Below are 16,991 nucleotides of genomic sequence, written 5' to 3'. Positions count from 1 at the left end.
TATGGTAGAAACAGCAATTACTTTGCCGCTACAGCCGGTGGTACATACTCAAATGGCAATTGGTCGGCTACACGCTTGCGGCCCCAAAAACCCTGTATCAGCAACTTATCGTAGCTGGTCATAGCCCCGCGGCTATCCACACGGGCGTCTGTATTAAAAATAGAACCGTAATAGTCTAAATTATCTAACTGCACTTCGTTGGCATGTTTTGGGTCAGTGCGGGCGGCTGCTTTTTTATCATATACAATATAAAAACGCTTATCGTACCTGAAGGTGATCAAGCTTTTTTCAGGGCGCTTAATAATCTGCTCGGCAACAATAGGTATCGATTCATACACCAGCGGGAACACCGGACTCAAAATCTTATAAACCAAAAAAACCTCCTCGCGCGACTTACCAGCGTACAACGCGCGCAGATAATGCATTAGCGACCCTTCATAAGCTTCCTGCCTTTTCTTCTCCCATTTTTGCTGCTGCTCTGGCGTGCCTTTCATTTGCTCAAAGGTATAATCGCCCTCATAATTGGTGATATCTCTGGCTGCTTCGTGCGAGAATGTTTTAAGCAGATATTTGATGCGATATCCTAAAGCATTGTTTTCAATAATCAGAAAATCAGACGTGGTAGCTTTTAAAACACCTTTGGCAGTTGAGAACTCCAGTAAATCAGGATTCAATATTTTACAATATTTGGCATTTGACGATTCGCCCATAAAATATTGGATAAAGGTTTTCACCTGTTTTTCGCGTTGTGATTTATCGCCGACATTCACCTCGGCCAGCATTACCGATTTTACATTTAATATCACGTCGATGGCTTCTGGTTTATCTGTTAAGATTACATTCCGCTTTTCGGGCTCAAAGCCCAGCATGTTAACCACCAGCTGATAGGTACCCGGTGTAAGGTTACCAAACCTGAAACGGCCTTCGGCATCAGTAGCTACGGCCTGCTCAGAGCCTGCTATAAAAACACTGGCAGCTTGTATAGGCTCGCCTTTGATGTTCTTTACGGTGCCGGTGATGTCATACATTTGCGCCCAGGCGCTCAATTGCAGCAAACAGAAAAGAATCAGACTGAAGAAGTATTTCATAGATAAGTTTAGGTGTTGCTTGATTTATTAAGGATAAAGATAAAATATTTTAATCGGGATTATACTCAAAAGGAAGTTGATCGCCCACACACCCCAAATTAAAAATAGGAATTTCATGAATAAGCTTATTAACCATAAGTCAAACAAAAACCTCACACTTTAATTTGTCCGGTGCTCAGCGCGTTTTTAACCATAGTAAGTATGCTGTTCATGCCATTGATCTTGATCTCATAAACGCTTGACAACATCATCCCCATTTTGCCCGGTGGGAAACCCTTGTTTTTGAGCCACTCGAGGTAGTAAACTGGCAGATCGCTAAGCAAGGTACCTTTGTACTTACCAAAAGGCATACGCGTGCGGACGATGTCTACCAGTATTCTCGAGTCGGGTTTGATGGGCTCCATGCTGGTAAAGATAGAAAGATTAATATCGAATCAATAAATACTGAATTTCGAAATCGATGTACTAGTTGACAGTAAAATGTGACAAAACATCTGCCCCGCATTGGTTGTTGCCAACGGATGGAGCAACAATTTAAAGCAAGCCTGACAGGTGCTGAAGGACCGGTTACCGGTATTATAAAAACCACCAATTTTAACGGCTATGAAAAAGCCTACCGTTTTGACTCGATGAACAAAACACTGCACCTGACTATTGCACCTGATCATGCAGGAAAATGGCACAAGCTTGACGCAACTGAGCCTTTTCTTTTAGATTGGATTGATGAAATGGCGGCACAAATCCCGAAATTGCCTGCTTAATTATTTAACTATCTGGTTATGGAAAAGAGAGAATTAGGACGCTCAGGCATTAAAGTGAGTCCGTTTTGTTTTGGTGGAAATGTTTTTGGCTGGACAATTGATAAAAAGCAATCATTTGAAATACTGGATGCATTTGTAGACTCAGGACTGGAATTTATTGATACTGCCGACGTTTACTCCAAATGGAAACCTGGAAACAAAGGTGGCGAAAGCGAGACTATCATTGGTAATTGGCTGAAACAAACGGGCAAACGCGACCGCATTGTACTGGCGACCAAAGTAGGTAAACCCATGGGCGAGGATAAAAAGGGTTTGTCGAGAGCTTATATTATTAAAGCTGTTGAAGATTCGCTAACGCGATTAAAGACCGACTACATTGATCTGTACCAATCGCACGAGGACGATGCCAACACGCCACTTGACGAAACCATGTCGACTTTTACTGATCTGATAAAGCAAGGAAAGGTGCGTGCCATAGGCGCTTCAAACTTTAGCGCTGCCCGTTTGAAGGAGGCATTAAAAGTAAGCGACAGCAACGGCCTTGCACGTTACGAGACCCTGCAACCTGAATACAATCTGTATGACCGCGAGGAATATGAAAAAGAGTACGAGCAGATCTGTTTAGATAACAATCTGGGCGTCATCACTTTCTTTTCATTAGCCAGTGGATTCCTGTCAGGCAAATACCGCTCAGAAGCCGACTTGTCACAAAGCGCCCGGGGCGGGGCTGTAAAAAAATACTTGAATGATCGTGGCTTCAGAATTCTGGATGCGCTGGATCAGGTAGCGTCGCAATACAAAACTACGCCGGCGGCAGTGTCGTTAGCGTGGGTGATGGCCCGTAAAAGCATCACTGCACCTATAGCAAGCGCTACGTCGTTACAGCAATTGCATGATACTACCGCAGCAGTAAGGTTAAATTTAGAGCAGAGCGCTATCGACTTGTTGACGGAAGCGAGTAGGTATTAAAAGGTACCCGTATCGCAAAAATAATAAAATCGTCATTGCAAGGAACGAAGCAATCTCTGCGCGGCAGTTACCGTTGCTAAGCAATGTAGAGATTGCTCGTTCCTCGCAATGACGTGATTGAGAATACTAGTGATATATAAAAAAAGCCACCTCACGGTGGCTTTTTCACTAATTAATTATATAATGGAGGAAATAATTTTCTAGAAACCAAAACCGTGACGGCCGTGGTCGCGGTTGCTGGCAAAGTGGTCGTCATTGCGTTGTTGCTGAGATCTGTTATCATTTTGTTGATGATAGTCGTTACCTCTGCCACCCTGATTACGGTTGTCGTCACGGTTCCAGTTACCCTGGGCATGTTCACCACCTCTTGGCTGATTGTAAGGTTTGCCAAACACCGGTTGCTGGTTCATGCGGTTATCACGATGGTCGTCAAATCTATCGTCCCTGCGGTCATCGCGTCTGTCATAACGGTCGTCGCGTCTGGTATCATAACGGTTGTCGAAATGATCGTCTCGTCTGCCATCGTAACGGTTATCGTATCTGTCGTTATAACGTCTCCAGTCATATGCTCTGCCGCTAAAACGTTCGCGGTAAAAATCTGCTCTTAAGAATGGGCGCACCGCTCTAACCTCATAATGACGGGCGGCTCTCCAATCATAGTTACAATATTCGCCTGGCAAAGCAGCAGCCGAAACCCAGTTATATCCATTGTTATAGTAATAAACTCTTTCAGGTACACTGTAATAAGCATCTACGTCTGGCAGATAATAATAGTCGTCTGCGTTACTGTAACTTACCGCTACCGGGGTTGCATAAGATGCTTCAACTACCGGGCGACCTCCTCCTAAACGTAAACCTATCTGTAATACTTGCGCATTTGCTTGGTTATAAAATAAACTGCCTAATGCTATTGCTGATACTAAAGCTATCTTTTTCATTGTTTTAAATTTTATATCATTAGGACGACGCAAAAGCATCAAGGTTTAATCGACATTTACTCAATAGTTCGAGTAATCTATTATTAATAAAATTTAATTCTGATTTTTATAAAATATTAAAAATAAAATTTTAATCCAATTTATTAGCTAAGCAATTGTAACACCTTCGCTAATATTTTATTTGGTTTAGGGCATTAAAATTTATTCTGCTAAATTTGAGCTAAACCACATGCTAACATTATGAAACGTAAGAGAATATTTTCGCTGCTGTTGCCTTTAGCAGCCGTAGGCGGCTTCTTCACCCTTAACGCGCTAAAGAACGACCCAAAGCCTGCTGATGCCGGCCTAACCCTACCAGCAGGTTTCAACGCCAGCATAATTGCCGAAACGGGTGCCAGCGCGCGCCATCTGGTAGTAACGCCTCAGCACGATATTTATATCCACATGGCCAGTACACGTAAAACAAAAGGCATAGTGGTGCTGCATGAAGAAAATGGCATAGCAACGGTTAAAACCAGCTTTGGCGACTATGGCGGTACGGGTATTGCTATAAAAAATGGCTACTTATACGCTTCATCAAAAAATTCGGTTTTTCGTTATAAACTCGATGCCAATAACCAGGTGATCGACCCCAACCATCCTGAAACCATCGTACGTGGTTTAGTTGAAATTGATCACCACCAGCCTAAAGCGCTTACTTTAGATAACGATGGTAACATTTACGTAAACATTGGCGCACCAAGTAACATCTGCGAGGAATATGATAAAAAACATACCGGCTGTCCTATTCTTGATTCAACGGCCGGTATCTGGCAGTTTAAGGCTAATGTGCCTAATCAAACCTACAGTAAAGATTCACACTATGCCTGGGGGCTTCGTAACGTGGTAGGCCTGGCCTGGAATCAGCAAGACAACCAGTTGTTTGTAACACAAATGGGCCGCGACGCCTTACATGATCTATATCCCAAAATGTATACTGCCGCACAATCGGCAGAGTTACCTGCAGAATGTATGTTTGCCTTAAAGAAAGGCGATAACGCAGGCTGGCCATATGTTTATTACGACTGGCAAAAACATAAAAATATGTTAGGGCCTGAATACGGCGGCGACGGCGTGAAAACCGCCGATCCGAAATATATAAATCCGGTTGCGGCTTATCCGGGGCATTATGCGCCTACGGGCTTGTTATTTTATACCGGCAACCAGTTTCCGGCCCGGTATAAAAACGGCGCTTTTATAGCTTTCCATGGTTCATGGAACCGGGCACCGCTTCCGCAGGCAGGTTACTTTGTAGTTTTCCAGCCGTTTAAAAACGGCATGCCTGACGGTAAATGGGAAGTATTTGCAGACGGCTTTGCAGGTACCGAGGCTCAAAAAGCATCGGGAGCCGCTCAGCACCGCCCATGTGGATTGGCACAAGGCCCAGACGGCTCATTATATGTGACAGACGATACCAAGGGTACAGTTTATAAAATCACCTATAACAAATAGTTGTGTCAGCTTAATAAAAAAGCCGTTTTGCGTAAATGTAAAGCGGCTTTTTTATTAAGCGGCTATATTTTGCTTCACCGCTTCAATCATGAAATTGTTCTTTAGCTCCTTTTCGGCCACTACCATAGCAAAATCGTCGTAACGTACACCGTTATCAATGGGGTAAATGGTATAACCTCTTTTATTGGCATCGTAGTCGCCCAATTCAAAAAGTTCGTCCTCTTGTTTGCCTTTGATCTTTGCACCGCTAACCAGCTGGTACGCATCAAATATATTCTGGAAATTATTGTTTTTCATAAGTGCTTAGACCTTTGCAATAAGTTTGCCAAAGTTTCTGGGCCTCTCAAAAGAGTGGGGGAACTGCGCGCTTCCCCGGGAAAAGGAAGGAAGGGGTTAATTGAATTATACTGGCTAAACCCCTCCCTGCCCCCAGGGGAGGGTATCGCACGGCCTTACGCTCGATTGGTTTTCGGCAAAAATTATTGACTTAATGCCGCAATGCCGCGAAGCAAATGACCAAATGCCGTGAAGCTAACGGCCCATCCTACCCAAACCACTCAAACAGATCATTTTGCTTTAAATGCTTTTTTTGTTTGGTGTCGATGTCTTTAATTATCCGCCCCTCGCCCATCTGGATAAGGCGGGTTCCGTAATTATAGGCATCTTTGAGGTTATGTGTGATTAGAATTGTAGTCAGCTTAAACTCTGTCGTAAGCTTGTCGGCTATTTTGATCACAATGTCTGCCGATTTAGGGTCGAGCGCGGCAGTAGGTTCGTCAAGCAGCAGTATCTTACATTCATCTATTACACTCATCAGCAAAGTAAGCGCCTGGCGCTGTCCGCCAGATAGCGTACCCATAGGCTGCTCCAGCTTGTTTTCGAGGTTCATGCCCAGCAGGGATACCTTTTCTTTTACATCACGCTTAAAAGTGTCAGTAACGCCAATATTCAGGCCCTTAGCCCTGGTGCGGATGGCGGCGAGGCGAAAGTTATCCAGAATACTCAATTCAGATGCTGTGCCACTCAGCGGGTTCTGAAAAACGCGAGCTATCCATTTACTGCGCTGATAGTCGGCCAGCCTGGTGACATCGCTGTCATCAATACTGATAGTTCCTGATGACGGTGTGAGGCTACCTGATATGAGGTTAAGCAGCGTTGTTTTACCCGAGCCGTTCGACCCAACAATCACCACAAACTCCCCGCTGTCGATGGTTAGATCAACGCCGTTAACCGCATTTACCTCGTTGGCCTTGCCACGATTAAAGGTTTTATAGAGGTTGGTTATCTGGATCATGTCAAACGTTTTACTTATAAAGACGTCATTGCGCGGCCACTACGCAATCTCTGCGCGACAGTTATTGCTGCTAAGCAGTGTAGAGATTGCTTCGTACCTCGCAATGACGTGGTGGGGAAAGTTGGGCTTACGCCAACCGTTATTAAATACTTATCTTATCCTTAATATATTTAGCGCTTTGTGCGATACTTACATAAGGATCAATATTGGTATAGTTTTCCTGCTCAACAATAAAGTGTTTTACACCACCTTCTTTAGCTTTTGCCAATATCTTAACAAAATCTATTGTGCCGGTGCCAATCTCCGTATTCAGGTTATTGTGGGTTTTATCCATATCCTTAATGTGTACAAACTCAAAACGGCCAGGGTGTTTAGCAAATAATTCTAATGGATCTTTACCTGAACGTACTACCCAGTAAATGTCCATTTCCATGGTCACTACTTTAGGGTCGGTACCATCAATAATCGTATCGTAAAAAGTAGTACCGTCAACCGGTCTCCATTCAAAGTTGTGGTTGTGGTAGCCTAGTTTCAAGCCTTCTTTCTTGCAAATCTCGCCGGCTTTATTCAGCTGCTCGGCAACTTTTTTAAACTCATCAACAGTTTTAATAAACTCGCCATTTATTGACGGAACAATGATATGGCTCTGACCGGTTGCGTGAGCAGCTTCAATATAGCTTTCAAAATTTTCGGTTTTGCCTGATCCAAAAAACTGGTTCATATCATAGTGCCCGCTGGCTGTAGTTAGTCCGTTAGCTTTTAACAGGTCGCTGAATGCCTTTGGCTCCAATCCCCAGAAACCAGCCTTTTTGCTGTAGCCAAAAGGCTCAACTTCTTTATAGCCGGCTTCGGCAATTTTAGCAATAACGCCTTTTACGTCTTTTGGCAGCTGGTCGCGCAAGCTGTACAATTGCAGACCTACATTTTTTATTGGTTTTGCCGATAGCATTTTAGGCGCAAACATGGCTCCTGCCGATAACAGACCCGCCTGAGCTATGAACGATCTTCTTGTTGTCATTTGATTGTATTTATAATTAGTTTGGCTAAAATTAGTAATATCTGCGGAGGATGCCTATTAAAAGACACAAAAAAAGCTATGGGTTTAAACCCCATAGCTTTTAAAAACAGTTATATAGCTTAAGCCTCTACGCTAGTATTAGCTTTGCTTTTGTCGTTAAAGAATAGCAAAAACAGGATTAATACCGCTGCCGCAATACCTGCCGGGATCAACCAGATCATTTTCCAGTCATGAACACCCCCTGCGTTGTAAGCGTCAGATATCACGCCTGCAATATAGAAACCTATCAGCATACCTACACCATAAGTAGCCAGGGTGATCATTCCCTGTGCAGCGCTTTTGTATTGTGAACCAGCTTTTGAATCAGTATAGATCTGTCCCGATACGAAGAAGAAATCGTAGCACACGCCATGCAGCGCGATGCCTATAATTAACAGGAAACTTAATTCGCCGGCATTACCGTAGGCGAACATAATATAACGCGCGGCCCAGGCAAACATACCTACCAATATCGTCCACTTAAAACCAAAGCGTTTAAAAAATATCGGCAGCGCCAAAATAAAGGCCGCTTCTGAGAATTGCCCAATTGTCATTTTACCGGTTGGGTTGTCAACCTTAATTTCTGTTAAAAAGCTGTTAGCGTTTTGGTAGTAAAATGCCAATGGAATGCAGATCAAAATAGATGCTATAAAAAACACCAAAAAGTTTTTATCCTTTAATAACTTCAAGGCATCTAAACCTAAAATCTGCACAATGCTCAGCTTTTCGCCGGTTGACGGTTTAGGCGGCGTAGCCGGTAAGGTAAAACTAAATAAGCCTAATATCAGCGAAGCTACGGCGGACATCAGGAAGGTATATTTTAAAGCGCCTTTTGACAGATTTTCAGCGGCATCCCAATGAAACACAAAGCTAATGGCTAAACCGGCAACGATCCAGCCGATAGTGCCCCAGACGCGGATAGACGAAAACTCTTTTTCAGTATCTTTCATCTGATTAAACGAAACTGAGTTTACCAGGGCCAGCGTCGGCATATATAAGATCATGTAGCCCAGCACATAAGGATAGAACGCCGAGATATCGGCAGCCCGATAGCACTGGTACATCAACACAGCGCCGATAATATGCAATACAGCCAATATTTTTTCTGCATTAAAATACCTGTCGGCAATCATGCCCACAATAAATGGCGCAATAATAGCACCCCATGACTGCGTTGAATAAAGCGCCCCGGTTTGTGCGCCTGTTGCATGCAGGTTAGTGCCTGCAAACGGTCCCATAGTAACGTACCATCCTCCCCACACAAAAAACTGGAGGAACATCATTACCGACAATTTAATTTTAGTAGCAATATTCATTATTGGTTTATAAAAAGATTAAGTGGCTAATTTAATGATATGCTTAAAATTTGAAGCATGATTTAAAAACAAAAAAGCGATAGAGGCTCCTCTATCGCTTTTTCAATTAACAGCGGGCAAAGTTACACCTGCACAGCTGCCGCAGATTTCTTAGCACGGCCTTTCATATAAATATTTAAACCTATAAAGGCTACAACCAAAGCACAAGGAATCATTAAGGTAGTATGCAAAATTTGCTGACCGGCAAGTGTTTCGTTACCGTTTGAGCTTTTTACAATCTGATCGTAGTATGAACCCATAAACATGGTGTAAACAGATACAGCAAACATGCCTGCGCCACCCATCAGGTTCAAACCTAAAGCACCGGTTTCAGGCATATTGGTATTTACAAAACCCAGCATAGTTGGCCAGAAGAAACATACGCCCATACCAAAAATAATTGCTGCGCCGTATATAGCTACACCGGTTACTGTACCTAACAAATAAATGCCCAAAGCACCCAGAATAGCTGATATCAGCAATAACGCCTGCGGACTTATTTTCTTTAATACCGGTTTGGCGAAACCACGGCCAATAACCATAATACCGGTATCTAACGTAAGGATCAACAGCGCATTATCAGTCACGTTTTTCAGCAAAACATCTATCCACTGGCCGGTGAACAACTCTGTGATAGCCGTACCAAACATGCAGATAAACATAAAAATAAACAGCGGATTAGCTATTGCTTTATACATATCGCCGGTGCTGACACCTGAAGCCACACGCTCTGTAACCGGGAAATCCAATCTTGAAAACAGAAAACCGTAGATCAACGTCGGAATCAACATCATAGCCACCTGTACTTGCCAGTTGATTCCTAATTTGGTGAAGAAAAATACAATCAGCGTACCTATCACAATACCGCCCGGAAACCAAAGGTGAAAGTGATTAAGCTTGGTAGTTTTGTTGTCGGTGTATAATGAGGTAACCAGCGGATTACAGGCAGCCTCGACTGTGCCATTAGCCAAACCTATCAATAAGGTTGAAATATACAGTGTCCAGAAACCCTGAGCGAAGATAGTTAACAGAATACCGGCAAGGTGAAACACAAAGGCTAATACCAAAAGGCGTTTCATACCGATAATGTCCACAATAAAACCACCGATAACTACAGCTAATGGGAAACCCCAGAATGCGGTTGCGGTGATTGAACCCAGTTGCGCTTTGTCCAGTTGAAAATCGACACCCAGCTTGTTTAAAATACCGGCGCGAATACCAAAAGACAATGAGGTAACTAACAGCGACAAGCAACTTGCCCTGAACAGTTGTTCACGATTAATTTGCATTTACTTCTTAAATTAAGTTTATAATTGGTTTGTTAAATATAGTAATTGGTTTATAAAAAAATAGTAATCAGTTTATTAACTGATGCCTAATATTTTTTTGTTAAAGGCTTCGTCTGATCCCGACGATGCAAAATCATCGAAAGTTTTATCTGTTACGTGAATGATATGGTCTTTGATGAAAACCGCGCCTTCTTTAGCGCCGTCTTCCGGATGCTTCAACGCGCACTCCCACTCCATAACGGCCCATCCGCCGAAGTCATACTGCGCCATTTTGCTGAACACCGATTTAAAATCAACCTGACCGTCGCCTAATGAGCGGAAACGTCCGGCGCGATCAACCCAGCCCTGGTAGCCACCATAAACACCCTGGCGCCCTGTCGGGTTAAACTCAGCATCTTTTACGTGGAAGGCTTTGATACGTTCGTGATAGATATCGATATATTCCAGATAATCCAGGCATTGCAATACAAAATGCGATGGATCATACAACAAGTTTGCGCGTTTATGATTGTTCACTTCTTTCAGGAACATCTCATAGCTAATACCGTCGTGCAGGTCCTCGCCCGGGTGTACCTCATAGCAAACGTCAACGCCGTTCTCATCAAACACATCCAGAATTGGTAGCCAGCGTTTAGCCAGTTCTTTAAAGCCGGTTTCAACAACACCTGCAGGACGCTGGGGCCAAGGGTAAACCATAGGCCACAATAAAGCGCCACTAAAGGTGGCATGCGCCTTCAAATCCAGGTTTTGCGAGGCCTTAGCCGCATATTTCAGCTGCTGTACGGCCCATTCCTGGCGCGCTTTAGGGTTTTTATGAACTTCTGCCGGGGCAAAAGCATCAAACTGGTCATCATAAGCAGGATTTACTGCTACAAGCTGGCCCTGTAAGTGGGTTGACAGCTCGGTGATCTCTAAGCCATGGCTATTTACCACGCCTTTTATCTCGTCAGCGTAAGTTTTGCTTTCTGCTGCTTTCTGTAAGTCGAAATAACTGGTTGCCCAGCTCGGTATCTGCACGCCTTTGAAGCCCAGGCTTGCCGACCATTTACAGATGTTATCCAAAGTATCAAACGGTGCCTTATCGCCTAAAAACTGCGCTAAGAAAATACCGGGTCCTTTTATTGTCTTCATAAATATTACACGTTGAATTTAGTCCACTTTAGGTCTGATTTGCCAGACTCGATTACATTTTCAATAAAAGCCATACCGCGCACACCTTCGTCAATGCCCGGGTAATCCTGCGCCTCTGGTGATGCCTGCGTACCTTCAATCTGCGCTTTTACACACAGTGCGAAGTTGTGGTACAGGTTAGCAAAAGCCTCCAGATAGCCTTCCGGGTGGCCGCCCGGCGTACGGGTATTATGCGACGCAAACGAGCTTAGATAGCCGCTGCCTGTACGATAGACTTGCCATGGCTCGTTCAGCATTTTAACAATTAGCGTATTAGCGTCCCATTGCTGCCATTCCAGGCTGCCTTTTTCTCCGTATACCCTGATTTTTACATTATTTTCTTCGCCGGCGGCAATTTGAGTTGCGGTTAAAACTGCGCTGGCGCCGTTGTTTAGTTTGATCAATACAGCACCGTCGTCGTCCAGTTTACGGCCTTCAACTACAATATTGATATCGGCACACATTTGCGTTACCTGTAAACCGGTGATATACTCCATCAGGTTAAAAGCGTGGGTACCGATATCGCCCATTGCGCCAGCTATACCGCTTTTGCCCGGGTCGGTACGCCATGAGGCCTGTTTGTTATCTTCGCTTTCTAAAGCTGTTGAAAGCCAACCCTGCGGATACTCCACATAAATTTTGCGCACCTTACCAATTTTACCAGCTTTTACTAACTGCTTAGCCTCTTTTACCATTGGGTAGCCGGTATAAGTGTGGGTTAAGCAAAATAATTTTCCGCTTGATTTTACAACTTTTTCCAGCTCCTTAGCTTCGGCTAATGAGAAGGTCATCGGTTTATCTAAAACTACGTGAAAGCCATTTTCCAGGGCCATTTTAGCCGGGCCAAAATGCATATGGTTTGGCGTAACAATGGCAATAACCTGTACACGCTGGTTTTCTGGCAACTGTTTTTCTTTTTCGATCAGTTCTTCAAATGAAGCATACGATCTGTCGGGCGACAGATCAAGCGCGATACCACTTGCTTTTGATTTTTCGGCATTGCTGCTAAATGCGCCGCAAACCAATTCATAATCGCCGTCAATACGGGCAGCTATGCGGTGTACGGCGCCAATAAACGCGCCTTGCCCGCCGCCTATCATTCCTAATCTTAGTTTCATTGTGTTTTGTGAGTATATAAATCTGTCAGCAACTGCATAACATGCCAGATGTTAACAAATTGGTTATTAATTTATAGTGTTATAATTTATTGGTTGATAATTATCTGAACCGTATTTAAACAGGGGTATAAAAGCCAGCTTATAACAGGTTTACCAAACATAATAACTTTATCGATAAAAAACCTAATGACATAAAGATATTACGCAATCGATTGTATTTATAAATTCATGAGCTATTTTACAAGCACTGCCCGCTCACCCGACAATAGTACCTCACATTCCTCGATCTCATCGGGGACGGCGACGTGATCCACCTCTTTTTTATAATTTTGTTTGATCTCCTTACGACGTTTAGCCTCAATGAAACGGCGCACCTGTGTACGGTTCTCCAGGATTAATCCGGGTATCTGTGCAGGCTTATTATCATCGTCTTTGGCAACCATGGTAAAATAGCTGGTATTAGTATGGTTAACGACGTTGGTTTTTACATTTTCAGATATCACCCTGATACCCACCACCAGCGATGTATTGCCCACATAATTAACCGATGCCATTAGCGATACCAGCTCTCCCACCTCAACCGGCTGCAGAAAATCTACCGTGTCAATAGATGCTGTAACGCAATAATTCCCGGCATGCTTGGCAGCGCAAACGTAAGCCACCTTATCCATCAGCGATAGCAAAATACCGCCATGTATCTTACCGCCAAAATTGGAGTATGATGGAATCATCAACTCAGTAATAGTGGTTTCAGAAAAACTGACGGGCTTATAAAATGAGATATCAGGCGATGTGGTCATAGCTGTAAATATGCTGCAATATAAAACATTTACTTGCGTGCATATTTACGAAAACTTAAATTGCCCTGAAATACGCTGTTGTTGTGAAAAACCTGATAACCTTTTTTACCTGTTTTCTTTGTTTTTATACCTGCCTGGCCCAGGAGACCGTCGAAAGAAAAAATACGCTTATTGACGATGTTTTTGAACGCTACCAGGCCCGGGTTGACAGCCTGGGTAATGAAACACGCGTTGGCAACTATCTTGTTCTAGCCCACAGAAAAACCGTTGTTAAAGGTCAATACACTAATGGCGAACGTACAGGTGTCTGGTATTTTTATGATCACGCGGGAAAAGCCATGCAGCAGTATGACTTTGACAAAAACCACTTACTATTTGAAGCGCCCGAACAGGAGCCTTCTAATTTCAGATACCTGATGGATCAGGTTATTACGCCGAAAGATATAACTACCCAACCCATTAAAATTGGTGGCCGGTATTTTGGCTATTTGCCTTATCTGCAACTTGCCCGTAAAATACATGCTTTGCGCGGTATTAGCGATGATGGTTGCATGGCCGTTTTAACCTTATTGGTTAGTCCGCTGGGCCGGCTTGCAGATCTGCGCGTGCAGCTTAGCTGTTCTGTCAATAACCAACAAATTGATTACCCAATAAACATCGACAGCTTGCCTAACAGCGAAAAAACCTTTATCCCTGCCACCTTAAACGGCGAAAAAACCGCTTGCCGTATTACGATACTTTGCAAGTCGGACGATCATGGTGAACTTACTATAGTTGAGCCGGGCGAGTCTATTTTGAGGACGGGACCATCGTTTTTATTGAAGTAAATATTCTCACAACCATTGTCATTCTGAGCGATAGCGAAGAATCTTATAAAAGCGAAAAGCAATTACGTATAAGATTCTTCGCTATCGCTCAGAATGACAAGCGAAGATAAAAAGCGGCCTTTTCATTTTTTAAAACAAAAAGCCTCCACCAACCGGCAGAGGCTTTCTAATATTTGGAAATATATCTTAGTGATGATGATGACCGTCCGGGCCATGAGCATGGCCGTGAGCCAGTTCCTCTGAAGTAGCCGGGCGTACGTTCAGTATCTTGCCTTTAAAGTGTAACGGCTGACCAGCCATCGGGTGGTTCAGATCAACAATTACTGAATCTTCGGTAACTGAAACAACCTGCCCCTGAAAATGGTGCCCCTGGTTATCCTGCAACGGCAATATAGCGCCAACTTCAGGCAAATCAGCACCCTGAAACATCTCAAGTGGCAGGTTTGCCACTGCTTCTTCGTCGTGCTCGCCATAAGCGTCTTCGGCAGTCAATTTAAAGTCGTAAGTATCACTGGTTGACAATGCGCTCAGGTTTTCTTCAAACTTAGGCAGCATCTGGCCAACGCCAAATAAAAAGGTTAACGGTTGCTCCTCGGTAGCGCTTTCTACCAAAGCTTCGGTGCCATCGGGCTGGTCAACGTACAAGTCATAAGTAAGTGACACTACATGTTGTGGTTCAATTTTCATTTGTTTGCTATTTGTGTAATATATTGGCACCCATGAGTGCTTGCTTATTTATTTAAGGTTTCAGGCCTCAATTTGTTTTAAGGCTTCATCGATGGTATCGGCAGGCAGTCCGCAGGTTTTGTCTTTGCAGACAAATATTTGCGTACGGCCGGTAAACTTATCGCGAAGCAAAGGTAAACTTCCTTTTGTACCACCCAATATTATTTTATTAGGTACATAGTTTTTTTCCATGCCGATACGCAAGGCCTCGGCCTTGTCGCCTACAATAGCCACTTCCGAAGTTCCGAAAACCTGTTCAAGTAACAGCATCCCCCAGTTTGAGTATGCCGAACCATACTTAGCTATGTGCGGCATTATATTACGCAATTGCTGCTCTGCTATTTCGGTGTACTGCTGGTTATCAAACAGTAAACCCAGCTTTTGCAGATTGCGCGCCATGACCGAGTTTGATGACGGGATCACCCCATCCATAATTTCAGATTTACGTGCGATGAGCAGCTCATCGTCATCCGCAGTGAAATAGAACATGCCGCTCACATCATCAAAATAATGATCGATGGCGTTATCAGTCAATTGTACAGCATGCTGCAGCCATTGCTCGTCAAATGTTACTTCATATAAAGCAATGAAAGCGTCAATTATGTTGGCATAGTCGTCCAGAAACGCTTCTTTACCGTTTTGCTCAGTATCAGCATCATTTCGGTATACGCGGATGATACGGCCATGATTCAATAAATTATCGACAATGAATCCAGCATTCCTTAAAGCCAGCTCCAGATATTTCGGCTGATAAAAAGCGCGATACGCATCGCACAAACCTCTTAACATCAAACCGTTCCACGACGCCAGGATCTTGTTATCCAGCCCCGGGCGGATGCGTTTGGCGCGCGCATCAAATAGTTTTTTGCGGGACGTTGTAATGCTTTCCAGCATTTCAGGTACAGAAATACCGATAGCCTCGGCCAAATCATTATCATGGCCGCGTTTAAACAGGATATTGGTTTGTTCTTCTTCCCAGTTACCCTCGTCAGTAATGTGATAGTAAATACAGAATAACTGCGACTCGGTTCCCAATATTCTGTCTACTTCTCCTTTGTCAAAAGTATAGAATTTACCTTCCACCCCTTCGCTGTCGGCATCAAGCGCTGAGTAAAAACCACCTTCAGGCGATAACAGTTCGCGGGCTGCAAATTCAATGATCTCATCTACGATCTGACGATACAATTCATCAGGCTGCCAGGTATACGCCTCGGAGTATAAACTAATAAGCTGACCATTATCGTACAACATCTTTTCAAAATGCGGCACGTGCCAAAGGCCGTCTACCGAATATCGTGCAAAGCCACCACCCAAATGATCGTAGATACCACCCTCTGCCATTTTTTGCAGGGTGAGTTTGGCTAATCCGGCTATTTCTTCATCCTGCATCAAGTAAGCATAGCGGATCAAAAACTGCCAGTTATTAGGCATCGGGAATTTAGGTGCGCGGCCCATGCCGCCTTCCGCCGCGTCAAAGTATTTTTTCCAGTTATTGACAATGATTTCCAGGTCTGATTTTGAATATTCAGGCTGCTCAGCCACAAAACCGATGGATTCGTATTTGCGGATGCCGTCGGTCAGGCGTTCGGCGTATTCGTAAGCATCTTCGGGTTTTTGTTTAAAGTAATCGGCCAGGTTAAAAAGCAGGCTCGTCCAGTCGTTCTTTTTAAAATAGGTACCGGCGTATATCGGACGCTGATCGGGCAGGCAAATACAGTTCAGGGGCCAGCCACCTCTACCGCTAATTAGCTGCACTGCACTCATATAAATCTGGTCTACATCAGGCCGTTCTTCCCTATCCACTTTAATGCAGACAAAGTATTCATTCATCACGGCAGCCACTTGCTCGTCCTCAAAACTTTCATGCTCCATTACATGGCACCAGTGGCAAGCCGAGTAGCCAATACTCACAATGATAAGCTTATTTTCATCGCGCGCCTTCTGCAAAGCCTCAGGCCCCCATGGGTACCAGTCGACCGGGTTATTGGCATGTTGTAACAGATATGGAGACGTTGAGTTGGCTAAACGATTCATGCGGTAAAGTTGCGATTATAATAATACTTATAAAATAAATCCATTGTCAAGTGGAAAGTTTTGACAAATGTGGG

The 16,991-nt window shown here is 43.9% G+C and carries 17 protein-coding genes; 4 read left to right on the top strand and 13 right to left on the bottom strand.

Going from position 1 to position 16,991, the window contains the following annotated elements; genetic code table 11:
• Positions 1-17 precede the first annotated feature (17 nt).
• Positions 18-1,088 carry a carboxypeptidase-like regulatory domain-containing protein gene (locus tag ACFS5N_RS01945; protein WP_377181669.1) on the bottom strand — a complete coding sequence of 357 codons (1,071 nt, stop codon included), beginning with the start codon at positions 1,086-1,088 and terminating at the stop codon, positions 18-20.
• A gap of 152 nt (positions 1,089-1,240) precedes the next feature.
• Positions 1,241-1,492 carry a DUF3820 family protein gene (locus ACFS5N_RS01940; protein WP_377181667.1) on the bottom strand — a complete coding sequence of 84 codons (252 nt, stop codon included), beginning with the start codon at positions 1,490-1,492 and terminating at the stop codon, positions 1,241-1,243.
• 117 nt (positions 1,493-1,609) lie between these two features.
• Here ACFS5N_RS01940 and ACFS5N_RS01935 point away from each other — a divergent pair, with 117 nt between their 5' ends.
• Together ACFS5N_RS01935 and ACFS5N_RS01930 are read left to right on the top strand one after the other, a co-directional pair.
• Complete coding sequence (locus ACFS5N_RS01935) at positions 1,610-1,849, top strand: hypothetical protein (protein ID WP_377181665.1); 240 nt, start codon at positions 1,610-1,612, stop codon at positions 1,847-1,849.
• A gap of 18 nt (positions 1,850-1,867) precedes the next feature.
• Positions 1,868-2,818, top strand: coding sequence for an aldo/keto reductase (locus ACFS5N_RS01930; RefSeq protein ID WP_377181663.1), 951 nt, complete (start codon positions 1,868-1,870; stop codon positions 2,816-2,818).
• Between the two features lie 200 nt (positions 2,819-3,018).
• On the opposite strand, the gene ACFS5N_RS01925 is transcribed toward ACFS5N_RS01930, so the two are convergent.
• Complete coding sequence (locus ACFS5N_RS01925; protein WP_377181661.1) at positions 3,019-3,756, bottom strand: hypothetical protein; 738 nt, start codon at positions 3,754-3,756, stop codon at positions 3,019-3,021.
• A gap of 240 nt (positions 3,757-3,996) precedes the next feature.
• Between ACFS5N_RS01925 and ACFS5N_RS01920 the strand changes: the two genes are divergently transcribed.
• Complete coding sequence (locus tag ACFS5N_RS01920; RefSeq protein ID WP_377181659.1) at positions 3,997-5,247, top strand: PQQ-dependent sugar dehydrogenase; 1,251 nt, start codon at positions 3,997-3,999, stop codon at positions 5,245-5,247.
• Positions 5,248-5,301: 54 nt separating this feature from the next.
• Here the strand turns inward: ACFS5N_RS01920 and ACFS5N_RS01915 are convergent, their stop codons facing one another.
• The 8 genes from ACFS5N_RS01915 to ACFS5N_RS01880 form a co-directional block, all read right to left on the bottom strand.
• The gene (locus ACFS5N_RS01915; protein ID WP_377181657.1) at positions 5,302-5,544 is read right to left on the bottom strand and encodes a hypothetical protein; all 243 of its coding nucleotides are present in this window, start codon (positions 5,542-5,544) and stop codon (positions 5,302-5,304) included.
• Positions 5,545-5,791: 247 nt separating this feature from the next.
• Complete coding sequence (locus ACFS5N_RS01910) at positions 5,792-6,541, bottom strand: ABC transporter ATP-binding protein (protein WP_377181655.1); 750 nt, start codon at positions 6,539-6,541, stop codon at positions 5,792-5,794.
• Positions 6,542-6,683: 142 nt separating this feature from the next.
• Positions 6,684-7,559: a sugar phosphate isomerase/epimerase family protein gene (locus ACFS5N_RS01905; protein WP_377181653.1), complete on the bottom strand. Its 876-nt coding sequence runs from the start codon at positions 7,557-7,559 to the stop codon at positions 6,684-6,686.
• A gap of 119 nt (positions 7,560-7,678) precedes the next feature.
• Complete coding sequence (locus tag ACFS5N_RS01900; protein ID WP_377181651.1) at positions 7,679-8,914, bottom strand: nucleoside permease; 1,236 nt, start codon at positions 8,912-8,914, stop codon at positions 7,679-7,681.
• 122 nt (positions 8,915-9,036) lie between these two features.
• A complete protein-coding gene (locus ACFS5N_RS01895; RefSeq protein WP_377181649.1) occupies positions 9,037-10,242 on the bottom strand; it encodes an MFS transporter in 1,206 nt (401 codons plus the stop codon).
• 75 nt (positions 10,243-10,317) lie between these two features.
• A complete protein-coding gene (locus ACFS5N_RS01890) occupies positions 10,318-11,373 on the bottom strand; it encodes a sugar phosphate isomerase/epimerase family protein (protein WP_377181646.1) in 1,056 nt (351 codons plus the stop codon).
• Positions 11,374-11,378: 5 nt separating this feature from the next.
• Positions 11,379-12,530 carry a Gfo/Idh/MocA family protein gene (locus ACFS5N_RS01885; protein ID WP_377181644.1) on the bottom strand — a complete coding sequence of 384 codons (1,152 nt, stop codon included), beginning with the start codon at positions 12,528-12,530 and terminating at the stop codon, positions 11,379-11,381.
• Between the two features lie 233 nt (positions 12,531-12,763).
• The gene (locus ACFS5N_RS01880) at positions 12,764-13,330 is read right to left on the bottom strand and encodes an acyl-CoA thioesterase (protein WP_377181642.1); all 567 of its coding nucleotides are present in this window, start codon (positions 13,328-13,330) and stop codon (positions 12,764-12,766) included.
• Positions 13,331-13,413: 83 nt separating this feature from the next.
• On the opposite strand from ACFS5N_RS01880, the gene ACFS5N_RS01875 reads away from it, so the two are divergent.
• Positions 13,414-14,157 (top strand): hypothetical protein, encoded by a 744-nt coding sequence (locus tag ACFS5N_RS01875; protein ID WP_377181640.1) that lies wholly within the window; start codon positions 13,414-13,416, stop codon positions 14,155-14,157.
• A gap of 186 nt (positions 14,158-14,343) precedes the next feature.
• On the opposite strand, the gene ACFS5N_RS01870 is transcribed toward ACFS5N_RS01875, so the two are convergent.
• Both ACFS5N_RS01870 and ACFS5N_RS01865 read right to left on the bottom strand, forming a co-directional pair.
• Positions 14,344-14,844 carry an FKBP-type peptidyl-prolyl cis-trans isomerase gene (locus ACFS5N_RS01870; protein ID WP_377181638.1) on the bottom strand — a complete coding sequence of 167 codons (501 nt, stop codon included), beginning with the start codon at positions 14,842-14,844 and terminating at the stop codon, positions 14,344-14,346.
• 60 nt (positions 14,845-14,904) lie between these two features.
• Positions 14,905-16,917, bottom strand: coding sequence for a thioredoxin domain-containing protein (locus tag ACFS5N_RS01865; RefSeq protein WP_377181636.1), 2,013 nt, complete (start codon positions 16,915-16,917; stop codon positions 14,905-14,907).
• Between the last annotated feature and the right edge of the window lie 74 nt (positions 16,918-16,991).

This window comes from Mucilaginibacter ximonensis, from assembly GCF_042686265.1.
Classification (GTDB): Bacteria; Bacteroidota; Bacteroidia; order Sphingobacteriales; family Sphingobacteriaceae; genus Mucilaginibacter; species Mucilaginibacter ximonensis.
This window is presented reverse-complemented; position numbering and strand designations above follow the sequence as displayed.

Coding starts and splice junctions, on each gene's coding strand:
- ACFS5N_RS01945 (WP_377181669.1), bottom strand. CDS start 1,088: ATGAAATACTTCTTCAGTCTGATTCTTTTCTGTTTGCTGCAATTGAGC.
- ACFS5N_RS01940 (WP_377181667.1), bottom strand. CDS start 1,492: ATGGAGCCCATCAAACCCGACTCGAGAATACTGGTAGACATCGTCCGC.
- ACFS5N_RS01935 (WP_377181665.1), top strand. CDS start 1,610: ATGGAGCAACAATTTAAAGCAAGCCTGACAGGTGCTGAAGGACCGGTT.
- ACFS5N_RS01930 (WP_377181663.1), top strand. CDS start 1,868: ATGGAAAAGAGAGAATTAGGACGCTCAGGCATTAAAGTGAGTCCGTTT.
- ACFS5N_RS01925 (WP_377181661.1), bottom strand. CDS start 3,756: ATGAAAAAGATAGCTTTAGTATCAGCAATAGCATTAGGCAGTTTATTT.
- ACFS5N_RS01920 (WP_377181659.1), top strand. CDS start 3,997: ATGAAACGTAAGAGAATATTTTCGCTGCTGTTGCCTTTAGCAGCCGTA.
- ACFS5N_RS01915 (WP_377181657.1), bottom strand. CDS start 5,544: ATGAAAAACAATAATTTCCAGAATATATTTGATGCGTACCAGCTGGTT.
- ACFS5N_RS01910 (WP_377181655.1), bottom strand. CDS start 6,541: ATGATCCAGATAACCAACCTCTATAAAACCTTTAATCGTGGCAAGGCC.
- ACFS5N_RS01905 (WP_377181653.1), bottom strand. CDS start 7,559: ATGACAACAAGAAGATCGTTCATAGCTCAGGCGGGTCTGTTATCGGCA.
- ACFS5N_RS01900 (WP_377181651.1), bottom strand. CDS start 8,914: ATGAATATTGCTACTAAAATTAAATTGTCGGTAATGATGTTCCTCCAG.
- ACFS5N_RS01895 (WP_377181649.1), bottom strand. CDS start 10,242: ATGCAAATTAATCGTGAACAACTGTTCAGGGCAAGTTGCTTGTCGCTG.
- ACFS5N_RS01890 (WP_377181646.1), bottom strand. CDS start 11,373: ATGAAGACAATAAAAGGACCCGGTATTTTCTTAGCGCAGTTTTTAGGC.
- ACFS5N_RS01885 (WP_377181644.1), bottom strand. CDS start 12,530: ATGAAACTAAGATTAGGAATGATAGGCGGCGGGCAAGGCGCGTTTATT.
- ACFS5N_RS01880 (WP_377181642.1), bottom strand. CDS start 13,330: ATGACCACATCGCCTGATATCTCATTTTATAAGCCCGTCAGTTTTTCT.
- ACFS5N_RS01870 (WP_377181638.1), bottom strand. CDS start 14,844: ATGAAAATTGAACCACAACATGTAGTGTCACTTACTTATGACTTGTAC.
- ACFS5N_RS01865 (WP_377181636.1), bottom strand. CDS start 16,917: ATGAATCGTTTAGCCAACTCAACGTCTCCATATCTGTTACAACATGCC.